16 protein-coding genes and 5 pseudogenes are annotated in these 21,916 nt (G+C 42.6%); 1 reads left to right on the forward strand and 20 read right to left on the reverse strand.

All coding sequences use genetic code 11. The features are described 5' to 3' along the window. Position 1 precedes the first annotated feature (1 nt). The 12 genes and pseudogenes from ACTNC0_RS14565 to kdpB all read right to left on the reverse strand — a co-directional run bounded on the left by ACTNC0_RS14565 (position 2) and on the right by kdpB (position 16,962). Positions 2 to 2,902 carry a glycoside hydrolase family 3 C-terminal domain-containing protein gene (locus ACTNC0_RS14565; RefSeq protein WP_441087941.1) on the reverse strand — a complete coding sequence of 967 codons (2,901 nt, stop codon included), beginning with the start codon at positions 2,900 to 2,902 and terminating at the stop codon, positions 2 to 4. A 221-nt stretch (positions 2,903 to 3,123) separates the two neighbouring features. Next, entirely contained in the window at positions 3,124 to 4,437 is a 1,314-nt protein-coding gene (locus ACTNC0_RS14570; RefSeq protein ID WP_441087954.1) for an ATP-binding protein, read from the reverse strand. Next, positions 4,434 to 5,144, reverse strand: a complete 711-nt coding sequence (locus tag ACTNC0_RS14575) for a LytR/AlgR family response regulator transcription factor (RefSeq protein WP_441087942.1) — start codon at positions 5,142 to 5,144, stop codon at positions 4,434 to 4,436. Before ACTNC0_RS14575 ends, ACTNC0_RS14570 begins: the two co-directional genes overlap by 4 nt. A 207-nt stretch (positions 5,145 to 5,351) precedes the next feature. Then, entirely contained in the window at positions 5,352 to 7,748 is a 2,397-nt protein-coding gene (locus ACTNC0_RS14580) for a glycoside hydrolase family 3 C-terminal domain-containing protein (RefSeq protein WP_441087943.1), read from the reverse strand. Positions 7,749 to 7,995: 247 nt separating this feature from the next. Next, on the reverse strand, positions 7,996 to 9,381 hold the full coding sequence (locus ACTNC0_RS14585; RefSeq protein WP_441087944.1) for a sodium-dependent transporter: 1,386 nt from the start codon (positions 9,379 to 9,381) through the stop codon (positions 7,996 to 7,998). Between the two features lie 399 nt (positions 9,382 to 9,780). Further along, positions 9,781 to 9,861 carry a cysteine-rich KTR domain-containing protein gene (locus ACTNC0_RS14590; protein WP_441087956.1) on the reverse strand — a complete coding sequence of 27 codons (81 nt, stop codon included), beginning with the start codon at positions 9,859 to 9,861 and terminating at the stop codon, positions 9,781 to 9,783. 320 nt (positions 9,862 to 10,181) lie between these two features. After that, complete coding sequence (locus tag ACTNC0_RS14595; RefSeq protein WP_441087945.1) at positions 10,182 to 10,883, reverse strand: response regulator; 702 nt, start codon at positions 10,881 to 10,883, stop codon at positions 10,182 to 10,184. Then, the gene (locus tag ACTNC0_RS14600; RefSeq protein WP_441087946.1) at positions 10,876 to 13,569 is read right to left on the reverse strand and encodes an ATP-binding protein; all 2,694 of its coding nucleotides are present in this window, start codon (positions 13,567 to 13,569) and stop codon (positions 10,876 to 10,878) included. The genes ACTNC0_RS14595 and ACTNC0_RS14600 overlap by 8 nt, the downstream gene beginning before the upstream one ends. 72 nt (positions 13,570 to 13,641) lie before the next feature. After that, a complete protein-coding gene (locus ACTNC0_RS14605; protein WP_441087947.1) occupies positions 13,642 to 14,160 on the reverse strand; it encodes a hypothetical protein in 519 nt (172 codons plus the stop codon). Further along, the gene (locus tag ACTNC0_RS14610) at positions 14,136 to 14,495 is read right to left on the reverse strand and encodes a hypothetical protein (protein ID WP_441087948.1); all 360 of its coding nucleotides are present in this window, start codon (positions 14,493 to 14,495) and stop codon (positions 14,136 to 14,138) included. The genes ACTNC0_RS14605 and ACTNC0_RS14610 overlap by 25 nt, the downstream gene beginning before the upstream one ends. Positions 14,496 to 14,702: 207 nt before the next feature. Then, positions 14,703 to 15,311, reverse strand: a complete 609-nt coding sequence (gene kdpC / locus ACTNC0_RS14615; protein WP_441087949.1) for a potassium-transporting ATPase subunit KdpC — start codon at positions 15,309 to 15,311, stop codon at positions 14,703 to 14,705. 14 nt (positions 15,312 to 15,325) lie between these two features. After that, positions 15,326 to 16,962: pseudogene (kdpB, locus tag ACTNC0_RS14620) on the reverse strand (potassium-transporting ATPase subunit KdpB). Between the two features lie 22 nt (positions 16,963 to 16,984). Between kdpB and ACTNC0_RS14625 the strand changes: the two are divergent. Beyond that, positions 16,985 to 17,491 (forward strand): annotated as a pseudogene (locus ACTNC0_RS14625) (ATP-binding protein); the annotation flags it as partial. Positions 17,492 to 17,651: 160 nt separating this feature from the next. On the opposite strand, the pseudogene ACTNC0_RS14630 reads toward ACTNC0_RS14625, so the two are convergent. The 8 genes and pseudogenes from ACTNC0_RS14630 to ACTNC0_RS14665 all read right to left on the reverse strand — a co-directional run. Continuing rightward, positions 17,652 to 18,071, reverse strand: a pseudogene (locus ACTNC0_RS14630) (type IV secretory system conjugative DNA transfer family protein); the annotation flags it as partial. Between the two features lie 134 nt (positions 18,072 to 18,205). Further along, positions 18,206 to 18,376: a hypothetical protein gene (locus ACTNC0_RS14635; RefSeq protein ID WP_441087950.1), complete on the reverse strand. Its 171-nt coding sequence runs from the start codon at positions 18,374 to 18,376 to the stop codon at positions 18,206 to 18,208. 43 nt (positions 18,377 to 18,419) lie between these two features. After that, complete coding sequence (locus ACTNC0_RS14640) at positions 18,420 to 18,797, reverse strand: SdpI family protein (RefSeq protein WP_119253617.1); 378 nt, start codon at positions 18,795 to 18,797, stop codon at positions 18,420 to 18,422. 43 nt (positions 18,798 to 18,840) lie between these two features. Beyond that, a complete protein-coding gene (locus ACTNC0_RS14645; protein WP_441087957.1) occupies positions 18,841 to 19,644 on the reverse strand; it encodes a PDDEXK nuclease domain-containing protein in 804 nt (267 codons plus the stop codon). Then, positions 19,645 to 19,809, reverse strand: coding sequence for a transposon-encoded TnpW family protein (locus ACTNC0_RS14650; RefSeq protein ID WP_441087951.1), 165 nt, complete (start codon positions 19,807 to 19,809; stop codon positions 19,645 to 19,647). Positions 19,810 to 20,095: 286 nt separating this feature from the next. Further along, entirely contained in the window at positions 20,096 to 20,752 is a 657-nt protein-coding gene (locus ACTNC0_RS14655; protein ID WP_441087952.1) for a VapE domain-containing protein, read from the reverse strand. Positions 20,753 to 20,904: 152 nt separating this feature from the next. Further along, positions 20,905 to 21,159: pseudogene (locus ACTNC0_RS14660) on the reverse strand (VapE domain-containing protein); the annotation flags it as partial. 65 nt (positions 21,160 to 21,224) lie between these two features. Beyond that, a pseudogene (locus ACTNC0_RS14665) lies at positions 21,225 to 21,449 on the reverse strand (DUF5720 family protein); the annotation flags it as partial. Between the last annotated feature and the right edge of the window lie 467 nt (positions 21,450 to 21,916).

The following is a 21,916-nucleotide window of genomic DNA, read 5'->3' on the forward strand; positions in this document are numbered from 1 at the left end:
TTTACTGTAATTCCTGTGACTGTTTCTTACGTTTCAGATATCTTCTGACCGTAATTATTTCAGCGCCAACAAGCAGAATACAGATAACAGCCAAACATCCATAGTATATTTTTTCCCATGTCATCAATCCAAATGCATCACTGTTTTCTTCGCTATACGCATTACTGTTCACCACGGTATATAACACATTATGTGTAGCATTTCTCATTGCAATTACAGAAGTTGCACTCTCAGTATCATGAATAATGGTATCTCCTCCAAAATCTGGGTTTAATATTGCATCTCCACCATTTCGTACTGCCTGATCTCCATTAATATAATTATATCCGTCAAGTGCCGCATCTGTTAAAACAGTTCCTCTGAATCCCCACTCAGCTCTCAGAACATCATTTAAAAGACTACTGCTTGCACCTGCCCATGCGGTTCCAATATAGTTAAATGCAGACATAATTGCTGTTGCTTTTCCATCTTTTACAGCATATTCAAATGCTTTCAGATATCCTTCTCTTACCGCCTGCTCATCTACCCAGACACAAAGCTGATTATTTCTATTTGTTTCCTGGTCATTTAATGCAAAGTGTTTCAGGAAACAATAAACCCCTTTTTCCTGTGCAGCTTTTACTTCCTGAGCAGCAAGCCTTCCGCTCAATACAGTATCTTCTGAGAAGTACTCATAGTTTCTTCCCGAAAATGCAGATCTGTGAATATTCATTGCAGGTCCATACCATCCATTAACATTAATTTCAACTGCCTCATCACCAATCTGACTTCCAAGTTCTTCTGCAAGATTCTTATTCCATGTACATGCCATCAGGTTCGATGCCGGATAACAGGAACCCTGTTTATTTTGATTAAAGAAAGAATGCAGTCCTGCTGGCCCATCAATTTCGGAGGTTTCTATTTTACCAATATCTTTGATTTCTTTTGTGGAAAATCCCGCACTTCCGAGCATTGTAACCATATCATCTACTGTCAGTTCATCCAGCAGCTTATCCCATAACTCATCGTCATAGTCAAGGCCTCTTAACTCTGCCAGTTTTACGCCATTATCAGCACCTGTTACGGGCATTTTATCAGATTCATCATTATAGTCTTCATAGTTATAATTATCATTGTTTAAAAATTTCGTTTTTACTTCATCAGACATACTATAATCTGTTGGTGCCGCTGTTGCCTCTTCATAGTTTGCAAAATGATCTTTTCTGCTAAGATATTCTACATCTCCTGCAGCATAGTCAAATACATTCTGAGCAGCTGTATCATCTGAAGATCTTGGGTTTTCTGAATCATATACAATTTCATCTGCGATTTCTATTGTTTTTGAATCCAGAACAGTATGAGAATCACTTCTTACACTAAGGTTATATTCTCCAGCTTCCAGCACATAGCAACCTTTATCCTTAGCATCATATGATGCCAGCTCGTCCTGATCAAATTCAAAAGAAATTGTCTGGCTTTCTCCCGGTTTTAAACTATCTGTTTTTTCAAAATCCAGTAGGTTTACTTCTGATTTTTCAATTCCACCATTTGTATACGGAGGAGTAAAATACAGTTCAACTGCATCTTTACCTTCTACGTCTCCTGTATTCGTAACCGTTACCTCTACCGTAATTTTCCCATCACTATCTGTCTTTAAATCTGTAATTTTCTGAGCAAATGCAGTATAACTTAATCCATAACCAAATGGATACTGAACAACATCTTCATATTTAATCAGACCTTCTGCATCTGCAGTCTCATAAAATTTGTATCCAATATAAATACTTTCTGCATAATTTACAAATGATACTGTATTATAATCTGTTCCTTCCGGTCCATTAATATCTTTAAATTCTTCTACATTGTCATATTTAAAATCACCAATATTATTATAATTATAAGTATCTGTCAAATCATATACATAGGTATCTGCTAAATGTCCTGATGGATTTACTTCACCACTTAAAACTTTTCCCAGTGCATCAAATCCAGTCTGTCCAGGTCCTGCAACATTTAAAACGCCCTTAATATTCTCATATTCATCAACCCATCCCAGTTCGAATGCATTTGCACTGTTATAAATAACAATAACATTTTCAAAATTATTGCAGACAAGATCTACCATATCTTTTTCTGTTTTACTTAATTCAAGATAAGATTGTCCTGCTGCAAAATCTCCTTCGTGACCAGCACCTTCGTCAGTGGTATTATAATTGGCATTTTCCATATCTTTTGGTAAGTCTTCACCTTCACCGCCAACTCTGGCAATAACAACAACTGCTGTATCAGAAAAATTCTTTGCATCGTCTATCATAGAAGATGTATAGCTGTCAGCAGATGGCTCTGGAAGTGTCCAGTCTGTATTTCCTGACAAACTTCCAGTTATACGCTCCGTATTATAGTCTGTATAGAATTTTTCCAATTCATCATTTAATGAAAACCCGGCGTTTCTAAGTCCATCAAGAAGACTTACTGCTGAAGAAGTATCAACGGAACCAGATCCTGTTCCACCATAACACGGATTTGTGGATGCCCATCCAAATACATTGATATTTTTCTCTTTCAATGGAAGTGTCTTATCTTCATTCTTTAAAAGTACAATTCCCTCTTCTGCAATTTTTTCACATAACTGTTTTCCTTTTTCCGCCGTTTCTTCCGTCATGCCTTCTGTCTTCGCAAAAACAAGGCAAATAGATGAATACATTGGATTAAAGCAAATTCCAGTAACACCAAGCACAAAAGATAACAGTACTGCTATCCAGGATTCACTTCTCCATAATTTCCTTTTCTCAACTTTCACCTTTCTGGTTGCAATAAAAATAACAATTCCCGCTACTAATAGAATAATAAACGGAATCAGATATGGAAGACATTTCATTACATACTTATAAACGTCTTCCATTCTTAACATGTCCAAATTCATTTCCTTTCCTCCTATTCCTGTTTCTCCTCTTTGGATCTTATGACTTTATCCTACCACATCATTTTTTCTCTGGTTAAAATTTGCATAACCTGTAAAAAATCTGCATAAACTGTTTTTGCATTAGATATTTTATCTAAAATTGTCCCAATGTATTTATGCATTATATATAGTAATAACCGGATTCCAAATTGGAACCCGGTCACTTCATATCAGATATGTTTTTATTTTTGCATAATAGGGATTAAAACTTTCAGCTCAAACCAGTTATCCTCCAGATTCACACTGACAGCTCCCTCATATTTATTCACCGTATACTGAATGCTCTTCAATCCATAACCATGGAATTCTTTCTCTTTCTTGGTTGTAACCGGTGTTCCCTCCTGATACTGAAGCGTTTCTTCGCAGTAATTTTCAAATCTCAGGATCAGGAACTGCTTCTGTTTTGATACTGTTACATGGATCAGACGTTTCTCTTTCTCCGGTATCTTTACCTCACATTCAATCGCATTATCCAGCGCATTTCCGAAAATGCTGCAGATGTCCATAACATCCATGAAATCCAGTAATGTTCCGTCTGCCACGCATGTGAATGTAATTCCGTGTTTTGCACAATAAAGACTCTTAGTCGTAAGCACGGTATCCAGCACTTTATTTCCTGTTTTATTCTGGGCTTCGTACTGGCGGATTTCTTCTTCCATACGATTCAGAAATTCTTCTCGTTTCTTCGGGTCTTCTTCGCTTCGGAGTACTGCGATCTGGTGTTTCAGATCGTGGTATTTATAATTGATCAGCTCAATGCTCTCGCGTGACTGCTTATACTGCACGTACTGATTCTGGAGCACATTCTGGACTGCTTCCAGTTCCTTTCGCACACGCAGTTCGCAGCACTGGATCAGATGTGCATAGAGGATTGCAATTCCTCCCAGATCTACCAGCGTACGGATATTTCCGATTTCAAAAGAATACCCTCCGGAAAACGGTGTGTTTTCTGTGAGGAAGCTGATATTGCTGACTGCAAATACTGCGATTGCGATCACAAGTCCGGAGATATATTCCTTTATGCTGATTCCCATTTTTCCGTCTTTCGGCAGATGCATATGCAGCATTTTATACAGGATAACTGCTACACATCCATAAATCGCAGCCAGCACAACTCCCTGTATAGCTACAGCAGGAACTGTTCCATCCCAGAAGAAACATACTACCTGCCATTCTATAGATGCCATAAATTCTGCTGCCACAAATGCAATCATTCCAAAGTACCCGGCATCTCGCAGACTGATCTCGCAGCATCCGTAAATGAATCCGATCATCAGCAAAACAGCGATAATCATACATGGAATCCAGAAGTAGATCTTCACGCTGCCTGTTATCATAAGAAACACACTTTGTACTATCAGAAATACTGCCATCAAAGCTCCTGTTTTCGCATTATCAAACCGTTTCTTGACAGGCAAAATAAACAGCATACATGCCATCCATTCTGCGATTGCGGTATAAATTCTCGGTATATCCGGCATAATATGTTCCATTATTTCACGACCTCTCCCCAGTAATCTGTCAGCGCTTCCATGAATTCTTTCTTACGTGCACGGCTCAAAACCAGCTGCTCACCTTTCACTAAAGCACATCCGTCCTGTATCCCGTCTACGTGCTGCAGATTAATCAGATATCCTTTATTTCCTCTGCAGAAATTCATTCCCTGCAACTTCTGTTCCATCTCTTTCATCACTCCGGTCGTCTCATAATCTCCGAGGATCGTGTGCAGGATCAGCGTGTGTCCCTGGCTTTCAATGTAATAAATGTTTGCAATATTGATCCGGACGGTTCCGCCTTTGATGTTTACCATGATCATCTTGGTTTCACGCTTTTTCATTCTGGAAATCGCACGATTGAGCCTCTGGGAAAATGCAAAATAAGATACCGGCTTGAGTACATAATCCAGTGCATCTACTGCATAGCCACGGATGGCATACTGTGCCATATTTGTGATAAAAATAATGACTACTTCTGTATCAATCTTGCGGATTTCTTCTGCTGCGGACATGCCGTCCATGAACTTCATTTCTACATCCATCAGGATGATGTCGAACTGTGATTTATATTTATGGACGATCTGGTCTCCGTCGGAATAGATTGTAATGTCAAATGCTTCTCCATTCTCAGTCTCGTACTGCCGCAGGAAATCCTGCAGCTGTTTTGCATACATTGCTTCGTCTTCTACTATTGCAATCTTTATCATTTGCTTTCTTTCCCCCCGTTTCAATTTTCGAAATTATAGTGGTGAGTTATCCACCATGCTTTACTTTTCATTGTATCAATTTCCACTGTCTGCCGCAATTGAATCCACATACTTTTTTTAATAATACGCAAACAAGGACTCAGCATATTTTTTCCTGCCAAGTCCTGTCTGCCGTCATTATATTTTGTGATATCTTCTTTCTTATTTTCAGTCTCTTTTTACTGTCGCCTTAATCAGATGTGCGGTACCTTTTATCCTGTGTCCATTCGCCATTTCCGTCAGTGCTCTCGCCATATCCATAGTAACAAACCCGCCTGTCATTTTCGCATAACCGCGGATTGGCATATTGTAATTAAACAGTACATTCAGGTTTGGCTTTCCCTGCCATTCACTGATTTTCAACAGAATCCGAAGTACCCCGTAAAAAATTTTTCCCAGGATTCCTTTTCCATAGTAAAGCTGACATACCGCATCATTCATCCTGATCTCGCCGCTCCAGCTTCCATCCGGGATTTCTCTGCCATACAGGAGACGGAATGTGTCATCGTCTACTGCACGGATTTTTCCGTTAAAATATTCCGGCATTTTTTCTTTCTCATAGCCGCCTTCTGAGACAGTTCCTGCTACATAAAGTTTATCTTCCAGCAGCATAGTCTGAGCATCACTTCCAATCATGATCTTATAGTCACCGGTTTCAATTTCCCAGGTGTTTGTTCTTGTATCATAGAATCGGAATGTTTTGTCATCAAATTTAATATGTACAGACTTTGCTTCTCCTGACTCCAGAGTTACTCTGGCAAAACCTTTCAGCTCGCGTACCGGACGGAAAACTGTTTCTGATTTTCTTCCAATATAAAGCTGTGCGATCTCTGTCCCTGCTGTTTTTCCGGTGTTTCTGATCTGGAATGTAACTCCGCTGTCATCCACTTTCAGGTCACTGTATTTAAATGTAGTATAGCTGAGTCCGAAACCAAACGGGAAACGAACTTTCTTATCTACAGTTGTGTAATAGCGGTATCCTACGTAAAGAGATTCTCGGTATTCACTGCTGCGTTCTTTGCTCGGGTAATAATGCAGAACCGGGTTATCCTCGCAGTGAACCGGATAAGTCTCATTCAATTTACCGGATGGACAAACTTTTCCTGTCAGAACATTCAGCATTGCCGAAGCCCCTGCCTGGCCACCCAGATATCCGTGTACGATTCCCCTGACATAGGAATACCATGGCATTTCCACTGCGGAACCTGCGGAAAGAACTACGATTACATTTGGATTTACTGTGGAAATCTCGTCGATCAGCAGGTTCTGCGCCTGCGGCATATTCATATGAGTACGGTCCAATCCCTCTGACTCGCTGATTTCATCCAGACCTGCAAAGATCAGCACAACTTCTGCTTTTTTTGCCGCCTCTTTTGCACACTCGATCAATTTCGCATCACTCTTTTTGTTTCTTCGGTATCCCTGTTCAAACGCAATCATTTCCAGACCGCTGTTTCCAATTTCACCCAGAATAGATTCCGGCTGTTTTGCAGGATTTACCAGAGAAGAACCGGCTCCCTGATATCTTGGAATCTTAGCAAAATCTCCGATCACGGCTACCTTTGTTCCCGGCTGCAGAGGTAAAATGTTGTCTTCATTTTTCAGAAGTACAATACTCTCCTGAGCTGCTTTTCGTGCCAGTTTATGATGTGCTTCGATGTCAAAAGATGTGCCTTTTTTCTCCTCTGTTGCCTGATGGGTGTCGAAAATTACACTTAATAATTCGTCCAGGCGCCGATCTAAAACTTCCTCTATGAGGTTACCATCCTTCACTGCTTTTACAATATCGTGAACTCCAGAATTTCCTGTCCCCGGCATTTCCAGATGACTGCCGTTTTTTACACCAAGTGCATGATCATTACTGCCACCCCAGTCAGATACTACAAAACCGTCAAACCCCCATTCATCCACAAGGATTTCCTGAAGCATATGGCTGTTTTCGTTTGCATATATACCGTTCACTTCATTGTAGGAAGACATAATGGACTTCGCTTTTCCCTCTTTCACTGCAATCTCAAAGCCGGTGGTATAGAGTTCACGGAAAGTTCTCTCGTCCACTACGGAGTCATTTGCCATACGTCGAAGTTCCTGGCTGTTTGCCGCAAAATGCTTCGGGCAGGCTGCAATTCCCAGGCTCTGGATTCCACGAATATATGCGGCTGCCATTTTTCCCGCGTGATATGGATCTTCGGAAAAATACTCGAAATTTCGTCCGCAGAGGGGGCTTCTCTTGATATTCAGTCCCGGACCGAGAATGACGTTTACTCCCATAGTCACTGCTTCCTCTGCCAGTGCTGTTCCGATTTCTTCACCAAGCTGCTCGTCCCAACTGTTTGCTACGGATGCCGCAGTAGGAAAACAGGTTGCCGGAAGACTGGCATTTAAGCCAAGATGATCTCCCGCGCCTGCCTGTCTGCGTAGTCCATGAGGGCCGTCGGACAGACACATGGACGGAATTCCATATTGTGGAAAATCCACGGTTTCCCATGTATTTTTACCAGACATCATCCGGGCTTTTTCTTCTAATGTCATTTGATTTATGATTTTTTCATACTTTAAACTCATGCTAAAACCTCACCTTATCCTATATGGTCTTTTTTGCTATGATGTTTTTGATTTACGTTATCAAATATACTCACTCTGGTACATCATTCTTTTTCTGATTGTAGAATAGCATAATGACTCAAAACAAATCTTTATATTTCACAAACGGTATTTTTTTCGCATAAACTGTAAAACCATATAAAAAAACTCCCTCTAAGCAGATTTTAAGTCATTTACTCAATCCACCTAAAAGGAGTTATATGTTTCCTTACATACTGATAATTCCCAGTACATTCGCAATAGAGCTCAACAGAATAATGATCAGACAAATCGGTGCAAAGTATTTAATAAATACCTTGTACAGTTTCTTTCTACGGAACGGAGAAGACTGTTCAATTTCTTTTTCCATTCCGTCAATACCAACAACACGAAGAATCAGAATACAGGTTGCAAGTGCTGCCAGCGGCATCATTACTGAGTTTGTCATAAAATCGAAGAAATCAAGGAAGTTCATTCCAAAGATACGAATGAAATCCAGAAGTCCATATCCCATGGAAGATGCGGTTCCAAGTACAATCATGATCACAACCATCAGACCGCAGCATTTCTTACGGCTCCAGTGAAGTTCGTCCATGAATGTGGAAACACTGGTTTCCATCAGGGAAACTGCACTTGTCAGAGCTGCAAGTAATACAAGTATGAAGAATACGATTCCTGTTGCAGTACCAAATCCCATACTTGCAAATACTTTTGGCAATGTGATAAACATCAGAGATGGTCCTGCCTGAAGTGTTTCAGGATTTCCACCGGAGAATGAAAATACCGCCGGGATGATCATCAGACCTGCAAGGATTGCGATACCTGTATCGAAAACCTCAACCTGTGTGGTAGATCTCTCGATATCCATATCTTTACGGACATAGGAACCGTAAGTATACAGGATTCCCATTGCAATGGACAAAGAATAAAACATCTGTCCCATCGCTGCTACTACTGTCATCCAGGAGAAATTTTTCACATTCGGGATCAGGAAATATTTCACACCTTCAACAGCACCCGGACGTGTGACAGAATAGATTGTAACCACGACTGCCAGAACTACCAGAACCGGCATCATGATCTTTGACATTCTCTCTACACCGTTCTGTACACCACCGAGAATGATGATGAATACAAGCGCCGCAAATACCAGAAACCAGAGTTCCACCTGCCAGGAATCGGAAATAAAGTTTCCAAAATATCCGTCTTCCGCTACTGCCTGGACATTTCCTTTGAAATATTCCACAAGATACTTAATTACCCATCCGCCAATCGTACTGTAGTAAGGAACGATCAGCATTGGAATCACTGCATTTAACCATCCGCCGATTTTGAATGATTTCGTTTTTCCAAAATGCTCAAATGCACCTACCGGACTCTTTCTGGTCATTCGTCCAAGGGCTGTTTCTGACATGATCAGCACATAACCAAATGATGCAGTCAGAAGAATATAGATCAGCAGGAAAATTCCGCCTCCATATTTCGCTGCAAGATACGGAAATCTCCAGATATTTCCCAGTCCTACTGCAGAACCTGCAACTGCCAGCACATAGCCGATCCTTCCGGAAAAGCTTCCTCTGTTATGGTTATGTGCAGAATTGTTTTCTTTTTTCATTATACACCTCACCTCGTTACAAAAACCTCCCATAGGATTTCTCCCATGGGAGGTCTGCTAGTTTTTTACTGATTCTATAGTATCAAAAAGATGCGGGAATGTCAAAGACTAATAATAATTACAGACTTAATTGTAACATATTTGTTACTGTTCACACGCCACTGTCCCGCGAGGTGTTTTGGCATGAATATGCCAAAATCCCGAGACATACAAGCCAAAATTCCATTGCCGCAGGCAATCTGGAATGAATTTTGGCTACGTTACTGTGAACGGAGTGAACAGTAATACATATTTGATTACCCGTTTAGCTACAACAAATCCCCGGAAAATCAAGGCTTTCCGAGGTTTTAATAGTTTTCTGTACTCGATTAAAATTATCGTTTGGAGAACTGTGGTGCTCTACAAGCTGCTTTGAGACCGTATTTGATCACGAGTTTTTCCTCCACATACGGGGCATATTAACCAACTGCTGTTCATCATCAAATTTTCACCTCCAAAATAAAGTTTATAATCTGATTGAACCCATAATCTAAAAACTTGCTTTCAGAGATAGAAAATTGCTTTGATATGAATTGTCCTTTCATTTGTGCAAGGGCAAGGAACGAAGTAATGCTTGACCAAAAAATGTAACCTGTCAACATCGGAATTATGTCTTGCCGTACAACGCCTTTTCCTTGTCCATTTTCAATAAATGTAGCAAGTGTGGTATTGATTTCCTTTCCAAATAACAAAAAATGATTAGGGCAATCCGAAACTCAATCGTCTATTTTTCATAGAGAACACTGGCCGTCCTCATAGCGTTATTCTATTTTCATCATGCGGTAGCCCACACCAATATGTGTTTGAATATATTGTGGAGACTCCTCTGTTGGCTCCAGTTTTTTTCGCAATGTTGCCATAAATACCCGCAGGGAAGCCACATCGTTATCCCAACTGCGGCCCCAGATATTTTGTGTGATAAAGGTATGGGTCAGTACCTTGCCGACATTCTTGGACAGCAGATACAACAGCTTATACTCAATGGGTGTCAGGTGAAGTTCGTTTTCATCCAGATAAGCGAATCCCCCGGCATAATCCACTTTCAACTTACCATTCACAAATACAGAACTGGCAGTAAACATCTCTGCCGTCATCAGAGAGAGTCTTAGCTGCGTCACCCGAAGTCGAGCCAATAATTCTTCAACAGAAAAAGGTTTTGTCAGATAATCGTCAGCTCCGGCATCCAATGCATGAATCTTGTCATTATCTTCACTTCTGGCGCTAATTACAATGATGGGGGCATTGGACCAGGAGCGTACCGTTTGAATGACTTGAACGCCATCCATATCCGGCAAGCCCAAATCCAACAAGATGATTTCAGGATTGTGCGATGTGGCCTCCATAATGGCTGTCGAGCCATTGGGCGCTACCACATAACGATAATCATTTGTTTTCAATGTGGTTGTAATGAGATTTCGTACAGATGGGTCATCCTCAACCACTAATATCAAAGGTTTATTCATGAAGTTCTACCTCCCCGGCGGGTAATGTAAATGTGAACACAGTGCCATTTGGCTGATTGTCTGATACGGAAATCGTGCCGCCGTGGGCGGTCACAATGGACTTACAGAGGGACAGCCCCAATCCAAGGCTTCTGCGGCTGTCGACCACTTTATTGGCCCCACTATAAAACATATCGAAAATACGGGGTTTCTGCTCATCGGGAATCCCAGGGCCGTTGTCGGAAACGGAAACCGTGACCCATTGCTCTTTTTGATCGGTATGTATTTCAATTACTGAACCGACAGGGGTATATTTGATGGCGTTGTCAACCAAATTGATAATCACCTGAACGATCAGCTTCGCATCAATGTGGGCAAGGATAAAGTCTTTACCGCTGGTCACACGAATGGTGTGTTCTTTACTCTTTCTGTTGATGTGCTTCAGTGCTTCAGAAACGACCTCATCCATGAGTTCGATACTCCGAGTTAGATTGACCTGTCCGCCCTCAATTCGTGTGACTGCCAACAGGTTTTCAACGAGATTAATCAGCCACATGGAATCGTCATAAATATCGGTAAAGGTCTGCTCCCGCAATGCATCATCCATCTTTTTATAATTTGCAAGCAAATTGCCTGCGCTGCCAGAAATCGCTGTCAAAGGGGTTCGAAGATCATGAGAGATTGCCCGCAGCAGGTTAGCACGAAGCTGTTCATTTTGCGCCAGAACAGCCGCTTCCTCTTTTTCTTTGGCGTTTTTGATGTTTTCAAGTGCCAAAGCGCACTCGCCCAGAATAGAGAGGAGTACGCTGTTTTCGAAAGAGTCCAGCGGAATACCGTTCACCGCAATACCAGCCACTCCATATACATGCTGGTTGACCCGAATCGCAAGGTATAAACACTTTGCACTGGATAATGTATCTGTTGTGGCACCGGCGTGTTTATTGTTTCGGAAGACCCAATCGGCGACTGCTTTCTCGTTCTCAGAAATTAAATCTTCCTGAATGCTATTAACAGCACGAAAAACGTTAGGAGTGGCAAGTTCTTTACCATCAGACAGGTAGACGACAATATCTTTTTTCAACAGCTTCATGAGCTGCCCTGCCGTAGCGGTGATTACCGCATTCTCATCCTGCTCTTTTTGCAGAAGCTGGTTGGTTTCAAAAAGAATCTTTGTACGGTAAGCTGTATGGGCAGATTGTTTCGCATTTTCTTTCAGCCGGGTAGCGAGAGATCCGGAAAGCAGTGTTACTATAAACATAATGGTAAAGGTAACAATATAGTTCGGATCGTCAAAATGGAATGTCAGTCTCGGAGTGGTAAAAAAGAAATTGAAAACCAGCACACTGACAACCGAAGTCAGAATCCCGCACAGTCGGTTGGTTGTGATTACAGCGGTCACAAGTACGCCTAATATGTAAACTGCGATAATATTACTCTCCGTGAACCCAAGAGCGTCAAAGCCACAGCCAATTAGTGTAGCTACCAGCAATACGACTATACTCTTCAGAACATCACGCAGGGGCATCGCATCTACCTGCGCCTTACTCTTTTTTTCCTGATAGCTGGTTCCTGTGCTGGCATCCGGTATCACATGAATATCCAGATTAGGTACGCTGGAAATCAGGCGTTCCGTCAAGGTGGGCTTGCTGAAAATATTCTTTCGTGCAATGGTACTTCGTCCAATTACGATTTTTGAGATGCCGGAAAGACGGGCAAATTCCGCAATCTGATAAGGCACGTCATCGCCATAACTTGTCTCAATCGCAGCGCCAAGTTGCTGGGCCAGACGCTTATTATCCTGCAAACGCTTTTTATCATCGTCACTCATCGCCGCTGTATTTGGCGTTTCCACATAAAGAGCGGTAAATGTTCCCCGAAAGGCTCTTGCCATCCTTGCAGCAGTCCGAATGATTTTTGCGTTGGATGGCGACGAGGAAAGACATGCCAGAATGCGCTCGTCTGTATGGTAATCGCCTCGGCTCTGTACTCTGGCGCTTTCCGTCAGCAAGTTCACCCGGTCAGCGCACCGACGGAGGGCGATTTCCCGCAATGCGGTGAGATTTTCCAGCGTGAAAAAATTAACTGTTGCCCGCTGCTCCTGATCTTCCCGGTACACATTTCCACTTGCCAGTCGTTCCAGCAACTCCGCAGGCTCAATATCCACCAGTTCTACCTGATCTGCTTGATCAAAGGTGGAATCCGGAATGCGCTCCCGCACAAGAATTCCGGTGATAGAGGCTACTGTATCGTTGAGACTCTCGATATGTTGGACATTTACAGTCGTATAGACATCAATTCCAGTATTTAGCAGTTCCTGAACATCCTGATACCGCTTCGTGTGCCGACTGCTTTCGGCGTTGGTATGGGCCAACTCATCCACCAGTATGAGCTGGGGATTTCGCTTGAGCGCAGCATCAATATCAAATTCACGAAGGGTCATTCCTTCGTAAGCAACTTGTTTCACAGGAAGCTGCTCCAAGCCGTCCAGAAGTGCCATCGTCTGGGGTCGGGCATGGGGTTCTATGTATCCAGCAACCACATCGATTCCACGCTCCTTAGCCTGATGAGCCGCCTGAAGCATGGCATAGGTCTTTCCGACACCTGCGGCATAACCGAAAAAGATTTTGAGTTTTCCGCTTTTCTTAGTGGATGCATCGTTACGGATCGCACGAAGAAGCTGATCCGGATCTTGTCTTGGCAGTTCCATTTTAACCCTCCTATCTGTCACTCAAGTAAAAGCGATTCCCTTTTTCAATATTATAATACACAACGTCAAAACCTACATCTGCGACTGATCCACGGCAAATTTGTTCAGGCATCCAATGAAAAAATCGACGACAGGTGATTTTTTGGAATCCCTCCATAGTGCTATTTGTGTGATTTGATTCTGGGTAATCGGCTCAATGGGCAAGTCAGCATATTCCATCACAACTGGGGCGCAACGAAGAAGCACCATCCGTGCATTATAATGAGTTTTTTTTGATATGTCTGTATTCTCTGGTAAAAAAATTATGTCCAATTTGTGTGTTTCCAGTTCTCTGCATAATTCACTTTCTTCTCCGCTGAAAATATGGATAGAGACATCTGGATGCTGCTTTCCGTAAGTCTCGAAAGTATCTGCGAGACCGCCTGCCATTAATGGGTTGGAAAAACCAATTCGCAAGCTGTTTTCGCCGTAAGTCAGAGCAGTTTCTTGTCTATTCCAATTGTTTTCCAGAAAAACATCCAGTTTATTCATCAGAAAATACCCAAAAATAAATATAGCTGATGTACTTACAAGTAAAATAATATCCTGCATGGATTCATCCCCCAATTCCTTTGATTTTTCTTGAAATCAAGTATGAAAGCACTTTTGCAAATTTCTGTTACTTCCCAACGCCAATATGGTATCAGCAGTAAAATGACAAACTGGCCGAAGGCCGACCAGTATGTTGCCGTATCATGTATAATGAGTCCGGTTACACAAACTGCTGAGGTAGAAGTAAACAATGCATCCGAGAAAGGCATTGCCAGTCCGCTTCGGCTGGAAAACGGCAACATTAAAAGGAAGGTGCCGAAAAGGATCACACCGGAAAACCCGAGGATGATAATTTGAAACGAAGTCAACTTCCTTTTTAACAACACTACTCCCATAACTGCAATCCTCCTTTATCCCCCTTTATGTGCCCTTAATTATAAATCAAAGGGAGTAAAGAAGGTAAAAGAGAATGCGTATCTGTATTAAGGCCGTCTAAAGATGCAGGACTTATTCTTTTTTATCACGAGCTTGTGCCAGAAATTCAATCAGCCGTTTCCTTGTCAGAATCCTGCATAAGACATCACAATTTTTGCTATGTTCATTTATTCATCCAGGATACCATCCAGCATCAGATTGACCTCCAACACATTAACGGTTTCTTCGCCAAAGATGCCAAGGAATCGACCGTCGGTGCATTTTCGGATGATCTTGCGTACTTCATCATCGGTCATATCATTCACTTTTGCAATACGTGCTACCTGATACTCCGCTGCCGCCGGGGAAATATGGGGATCAAGCCCACTGCCGGAACAAGTAACAAGATCCACCGGAACAGCTGTTTCATCCATATCCGGGTCGGCAGCCCGGAGCTTTTCCACCCGCTCTGCCACGAGCTGTGCATACTCCTCGCTTGTCGGAGAGATGTTAGATGGGGCGGCATACATCAGCGCCTTTCCGTTTTCATCTGTATAGGTAGAAACATCGATATTCATAATGCGCCCCCACATATGGGACTCATCCGTATATTGCTGCCCCAGCAACTCACAGCCGTATTTTTTCCCATCTACTTCAATGATACTTCCATTGGCATTATCCGAGAAAATAAGCTGAGCAATTCCTGTGACAACACCCGTATAGATCACGCCGCACAGCAGAGTAAAGATTAAAAAGATCATACCTGCCTTTGGTAATACACTTTTTATTGTTTTCATGATATATCCCCTCCTTATACCAGGCCGGTGAACACCAGCAGAACATCAATCAGTTTCACAAAGATAAAGGGAGCCGCCAGACCGCCCAAACCATAAACAAGCAGGTTCCGTGACAGCAGCTTTCCAGCAGCAACTTCACGATATTTCACACCTTTCAGTGCCAATGGAATAAGCGCAATAATGATGAGTGCATTATAAATAATCGCAGAGAGGACAGAACTTTGCCGGGAATGCAGCCCCATAATATTCATAGCAGACAGTCCCGGATAAAGTCCCATAAACAGCGCCGGAATAATGGCAAAGTATTTTGCCACATCGTTGGCAATGGAGAAGGTAGTCAGGCTGCCTCGTGTCATCAAAAGCTGTTTGCCGATGCGCACAATGTCGATCAGTTTTGTGGGGGAAGAGTCCAAATCCACCATGTTGCCTGCTTCTTTGGCCGCTTGTGTGCCGCTGTTCATGGCAACTGCAACATCTGCTGCGCCTTTTCGGATTTCGTTGCCGTCAAAGTCGACGCCGCTCATACGAGTCACGGCAGTAAATGGGACAAAGTGCATATTCTTGTCCTGAAGGCTTCTGCCACGAATTCCAAACTGCTCCTTTGCCAGCACAACAACGCTTCTGCCCTCGGGGGGTTCATCGGCCAGAGAAGAAAGCTGAGCGGCGTCCGCCAGTTCCTGAATATCAACACCATCTACCGGAATGAACTCCGATGCCTGTCGATTGCCCAGGGTGATTGTTCCGGTTTTGTCAAGCATCAGAATGTCTACATCACCGGCGGCTTCAATGGCACGTCCACTCATGGCCAGAACATTTGCCTGGTTCAGTCTGGACATACCGGCAATACCGATGGCAGAAAGCAAGGCACCAATGGTAGTAGGAGCAAGGCATACCAGCAGCGCTACCAAAGTTGTTACAGAGGTTGGATTCTCAATTCCCGCCAGCTTTGCAGAAAAAATGGAATAAGTGTGGAGGGAGACTGTCACCAAGATAAAGATAATGGACAAGGCTACCAGAAAAATCTGCAAAGCAATTTCGTTGGGCGTCTTCTTCCGGGCAGCACCTTCTACCATCGCAATCATCTTGTCCAGAAAGCTTTCTCCGGCTTCGTTGGTCACTCTGACAAAATCCAGTCCGACAGTACAGTGGTGCCGCCGGTTACAGCGCTGCGGTCGCCGCCTGCCTCACGAATTACAGGAGCGGATTCGCCGGTGATGGCGCTTTCATCCACAGATGCCGCACCTTCTATGACTTCGCCGTCTGCCGGAATCTGCTCTCCTGCTTTGACAATCACCAGTTCCCCTTTTTTCAGTAGGGCGGATGGAACCACAGTCACGCTGTCCTTCTGCGATACGGAGGGAATTTTATGTGCGTCCACATCCTTTCGGGATGCCCGGAGAGAATCTGCCTGTGCTTTACCACGACCTTCTGCAATGGCCTCGGCAAAGTTGGCAAATAGCACGGTAAACCAAAGGATAATGGCAATCGCCAGTGTATATCCGCTTGGAGCGTCTTTTAACCCGAACAGGGATACCACCCAAAGGATACTGGTCAAGATCGCAGACACAAAAACCAGAAACATGACCGGGTTTTTTGCCTGTGTTTTCGGACTTAATTTCGCAAAAGAATCTTTAATTGCCCTGCCGAGCATTTTCCGGTCGGCAAAAGCACTTCCGGGCGGTATGTTTGGCGGCGGCTCAATTCAGGAATACGATATTTACAGTATTCGTTCGATGCGACGAAACCCTGTGATTGCTGACCTGTTCCACCGCATGAAGTACATGGAACGCCGTGGAAGTGGCCTACGCAAAATCGTCAGTGAAACCGAAAAGCTGCCTGGATACACAGAGGCATATAAGCCCGAATTTTCCTCAACAGCGACAGATTTCAGAGTCATCTTGAAAAATGTAAACTACATCATGTGCGGTGCTTCCGCACATGATACAGCACATGATGCCGCACATGATACATCTGTGATCAGCAAGCAAAACTTGCTATTGGAATTTTGTGCAGACCCTAAAAGTCGAGATGAAATGCAAGCATATATTGATGTTTCCAGCCGTTCTCACTTCAGCAAATATTACCTCAAGCCTTTATTATCTTCTGGTAAACTTGAAATGATGTTTCCAGACAAACCCAAAAGCAAAAACCAGAAATACACTACCGTTCATTCCAAATAACCAAGAAGCAGGGCATTGGGTCTCATCCCATTGTCCTGCTTCTTTTCATTCCAGATTATATTCACATCATTTACACATACATCCAATCCTGGATCGCAAATTTCAAATCCTGCACCTTACCCAACAGCCAGATCGCCACAAGCGGCAATCCCATCGGGCTATTGCCGATGATGGTATCGGCATTATCTTTGTAAATTGCCTTGAGCTGGCTCTGTGCCTGCAACACCAGACAGGCAGAGATTTCACGGCTTCGGATGGTGGTCACCAGCTTTTCCAGCTTCGGAATCTGCCCGATGTTAGCACACTCATCAATCAAACAGCGCACATGAACCGGAAGCCTGCCGCCATACACATCATCGGCCTTTTCACAAAGCAGGTTGAATAACTGGGTGCAGCACATGGAAATGAGAAAGTTAAAACTGTCATCCGTATCACTCATAATAAGGAACAGAGCCATTTTTCTGTCTCCCAGCGTATCCAGTTCCAACTCATCGTAGGATGTAACCTCGCGCAGCTCCGCAATATCAAATACGGCCAGACGCGCACCGCAGGAAATCAAAATCGACTTAGCGGTTTTGCCAGTAACAAAATGTCAATAGTTTTTTAATCACTTTTTTCAAAAAGGCAAAAAAAAGAACGTATAGATTATTTCCATACGCTCTATCTCACATTTCATATTAAATTTTTGAATTCTACAAACTTGAAGTTATATCATCACTTATCTTTATCTTTTTTCGAAGAAATAAGACTGTCAGATGTAGCAAGAGATATACCCAGACATATACCCACTCCAATTCCAGCAATCTTGCTGTTTAAAACAATACTCCAAAGTATTGCTGTTGATATTCCGATGCTGACTCCTTTAATTATACTTTTGCTTCTCATAAGCTTTGTCCTCCAAATTCCGATTTTCTTGATTCTGCAAACTTTATCGTCTTGTTCCATTCTTATCAAAATTCTTTTTTAATGCTATTTCTGTTGGGAGAATAGACCCAATTAAAGGAATAAGTTGAACACCACAGATAATTCCTCCCATACTCCCAACACAATCTTCATTTTTTCCAATTACTAAAAGCATGAATATTACTGTTATCGGCAACATGACCATTCCACAGACATACCAGACTTTACCACAATATTTATGAGCAAATTCCCATGTATCTTTATTCTTCATAGACATCGAAGTCCGATATCCGAATACTGAATTTATTTCCTTTGGAGCCTTTTTCATAAAATATTTTCCAAAACCAATCATCGTAAATGGAAGAAGCAAATCCATAATCAACATAAAAATCCAAAACTCCATTGTAAATCTCCTTTACTATAACTTCCGCTTTGTATTTCCGTTTTTATTCTTTTTTGTGAAATTCTTTCAAATTTAATTCACGTTTCAATTCTTCCTCTGACGGCAGATAGGTGAAATATTTCGATGCAAATATCTGGTGATTATCTTCAGGAAGCGTATATTTTACAATAGAATCTCCCTTATCTGCACAAAGTACAATCCCAATAGGCTGCGTGTCTCCTTCATTCATCATTTCACGGGTATAGTAATTCACATACATCTGCATTTGTCCTAGATCCTGATGGGTCAGTTTACCCATTTTCAAGTCAATGAGAACGAAACATTTTAAAATATAGTTGTAAAATACCAGATCAATAAAAAAGTCCTGTCCATCCAATGTAAATCTTTTCTGGCGTGCTACAAATGAAAATCCTCTTCCAAGTTCCAAAAGGAAATGTTGAAGATGATCAATCAATGCCTGTTCCAAATCTCCTTCATATACATGTGTGTCAGGCTGAATCTGCAGAAATTCCATAACATAAGGATCTTTCACTATTTTCTCATATTCTGGTTTTGGCTCTGTTGTTTGAATTTCATTTGCAACCGCTATCTTATCCTGGCTTGCTAAAATACGCTGATAATACATCGTATTGATCTGCCGTTCCAGTTGACGAACACTCCATGCTGCTTTTGCACATTCTGCCATATAAAATCTCCTTGCCTGTTCATCATTTATACGCATCAAGACACGATAATGTGACCAGCTCAATTCAGGACACAGTGTGTCTCGAATTGGAAAAGTGCAATAAAACTGCCTCATCTTACGAAGATTCGATTTATCAAAACCTTTTCCGAACTCTGCGGTCAGCTACATTTCCTGTCGGCTTGCTTCTGTAACCAGCATCCGGTTAATCTTCTCCTGCATGGTTTCCTTTGCATCTTCGTTAAAGTGATAGCGGACAACATATACTGTCTGCTCGATTTTCTTTGTAAATGTGTTTCCTTCTGTCTTTGTATTCATCATTTTTTCCATAATTATCTGTTTCCTTTCATTCCTATGCCCGACAGAGAGAAGATTGCTTCCGTTCCTGCCGGGAGTTTATCGGCACGCTGACAACATAAGTGTCAACATGGGGGTTCAAACTTTTTTCGGGTAGTTTTTTCTATTTTCCAAAACACTATTGAAAAGTTTTTTGAATGTTCTTGTTGACACTTGTAAAAAAAGCTGAAACGCCAGTAAATATAAGGGTTTTAGGTGTCAACAAATCTGTCAACAAGCGATAAATTTACAGGAAATTTGTAGCCTTCCGATGTCAAAATCAGCCTTTCTCTCTGTCGGGCAGGTCAAATGGCAGCTCCAACTGTTCTGCTTTCGTCAGCTTTGTAAATCCATCTTTATCCGGTTCGTTGCCACCCTCTTCTTCTGATCCTTCTCTGATCCAGCTTCTCTGTCTGCCATATCCTTCCTTTGAAAATCTGTGGACTCCTGCCCTCTTCCAGCCTGTGATCTGCGTATCCATAATGGAGCAGATCTCATTTGTCTCGAATTTTTTTGGCTCCCGGTCAAAATGGTCAAAGGCTTCTTTCCAGATCTGGACGGAACATACATGCGTACCTTTATAGGCATCCAGCCAGCCCTGGATCATTCCTGCCATCGTATCTTCCTGTGTGAACTGTTTCCAGTATTCACTGATCTCCTGTTCCATTTCTTTTGAGAACTTCAACAGGCTGTTCTTATGTCTTGCCCCGGTACGGTCAAAGGGAATAAACTGCCTTGTGTTGGTTGACCCGGCAAAAATACACTGACGCTTCCGGTCTTCCTCATATTTATCATAGGGATTCCGGTAAGTGTCTTTCTGCCTGGTCAGGAATGATTTGATCTCTTCATTGCTTTTCGCACTGATCGCTGCGATCATCTCTGACATTTCCATAATCCAGTGTCCCCGGAGATGCTCGTATATCTTGCTGTCAGTCAATCGGATATTCGCAATCCGCTTTCGCTACTTGCTCATAACCGAATAACTGCTCCGCAGTTTATCAGAAGGGGCTTGTACCCCTCCTGATACAAGCAAGTCCCACCCACTGCTTATTGCTCTTCGCAATTGAAGCAGGGGACTTACTTGATTCGGTTCAACTGTTTCAGGTCATCAAAAAACCAGTCATCATTCAGTGCAAGGAAACGGAAGAATGTGGATTTCCCGGCTCCCTGCTGACCTACCAGGCAGAGCATTTCATCTGCCTTACAACCCGGACGGTAGATTCTGCTCAGTGCTTCCATCAGGAAATGTTTCACAACCTCATAGACAAAATCCGAAGCCTCTGCTCCCATATACCGTTGCAGTACATAACGGATTCGCTCCTGCCCGTCCCATTCCAAGCTGCTTCACAGTCTGTTTTCCATGCGGAACCACCAGCCGCCGCAGAAGATAACGCTTCATACTGCTCTCCTTAGCGTAACTGGTCAGAACGGTCATAGTGCAGATTGCCCTGGCGTACCTTTGCGTGGCTCAAAATCTTAATCTGCCCCTTTTCCTGACTATCCAGTGCTTTTTCATAACCGGTATCCGACAGGAACAGGCGGGTTCGTTCGCCTTTCCAGCCAACAGGGGAATCGTTCGTCAGCACATCAAAAATAATCATGTGCCGGGTGTCCTCCGCAAAACGCTGCTTCTGGAAATAGAAAAAGCCGCCACTTCAAAATTAACAGTGAAGTGACGGCTCTTTCTATCGCCGGAATACGAGTTCCTGAAATGAAAAAAGCACCCAGCATTTATACTGTGTGCTACATCAAATTCATATTCAATTATTCAAATTAGCTCAAACTATGCCAAACTGCCACAACCAAAAAACGAGGGGAAGGAAGGCTGAAAAGCACCCCAAAAAACGGCTCTCGGTTAACCACTTTGGGAACCACTTTCCCCTCTTTTTGGCCAGTTAACCACTTGCGGACCACTAAAAATTGGGTGAAAACGGCTCTCGTTTGGTCAAATGGGGTCAAACTATATCAGCCCGTTTAGGTATAAGAAAACCCCGGAAAACCTTGATTTTCCACAATGTCATTAACTTAAAAGCAGAAGATATTTATTCCTAAAAGGATTAGATATCTCCTGCTTTTTTTGATATGCTTATATTGTAAAAAG

This window comes from Blautia sp. HCP3S3_B11, from assembly GCF_052064435.1.
In the GTDB taxonomy this organism is placed as follows: Bacteria; Bacillota; Clostridia; order Lachnospirales; family Lachnospiraceae; genus Blautia_A.

Coding starts and splice junctions, on each gene's coding strand:
- ACTNC0_RS14650 (WP_441087951.1), bottom strand. CDS start 19,809: ATGGAAAAAATGATGAATACAAAGACAGAAGGAAACACATTTACAAAG.
- ACTNC0_RS14590 (WP_441087956.1), bottom strand. CDS start 9,861: ATGATGAACAGCAGTTGGTTAATATGCCCCGTATGTGGAGGAAAAACT.
- ACTNC0_RS14565 (WP_441087941.1), bottom strand. CDS start 2,902: ATGAATTTGGACATGTTAAGAATGGAAGACGTTTATAAGTATGTAATG.
- ACTNC0_RS14595 (WP_441087945.1), bottom strand. CDS start 10,883: ATGAATAAACCTTTGATATTAGTGGTTGAGGATGACCCATCTGTACGA.
- ACTNC0_RS14640 (WP_119253617.1), bottom strand. CDS start 18,797: ATGGAGTTTTGGATTTTTATGTTGATTATGGATTTGCTTCTTCCATTT.
- ACTNC0_RS14610 (WP_441087948.1), bottom strand. CDS start 14,495: ATGGGAGTAGTGTTGTTAAAAAGGAAGTTGACTTCGTTTCAAATTATC.
- ACTNC0_RS14575 (WP_441087942.1), bottom strand. CDS start 5,144: ATGATAAAGATTGCAATAGTAGAAGACGAAGCAATGTATGCAAAACAG.
- ACTNC0_RS14600 (WP_441087946.1), bottom strand. CDS start 13,569: ATGGAACTGCCAAGACAAGATCCGGATCAGCTTCTTCGTGCGATCCGT.
- ACTNC0_RS14635 (WP_441087950.1), bottom strand. CDS start 18,376: ATGAGAAGCAAAAGTATAATTAAAGGAGTCAGCATCGGAATATCAACA.
- ACTNC0_RS14585 (WP_441087944.1), bottom strand. CDS start 9,381: ATGAAAAAAGAAAACAATTCTGCACATAACCATAACAGAGGAAGCTTT.
- ACTNC0_RS14605 (WP_441087947.1), bottom strand. CDS start 14,160: ATGCAGGATATTATTTTACTTGTAAGTACATCAGCTATATTTATTTTT.
- ACTNC0_RS14580 (WP_441087943.1), bottom strand. CDS start 7,748: ATGAGTTTAAAGTATGAAAAAATCATAAATCAAATGACATTAGAAGAA.
- kdpC (WP_441087949.1), bottom strand. CDS start 15,311: ATGAAAACAATAAAAAGTGTATTACCAAAGGCAGGTATGATCTTTTTA.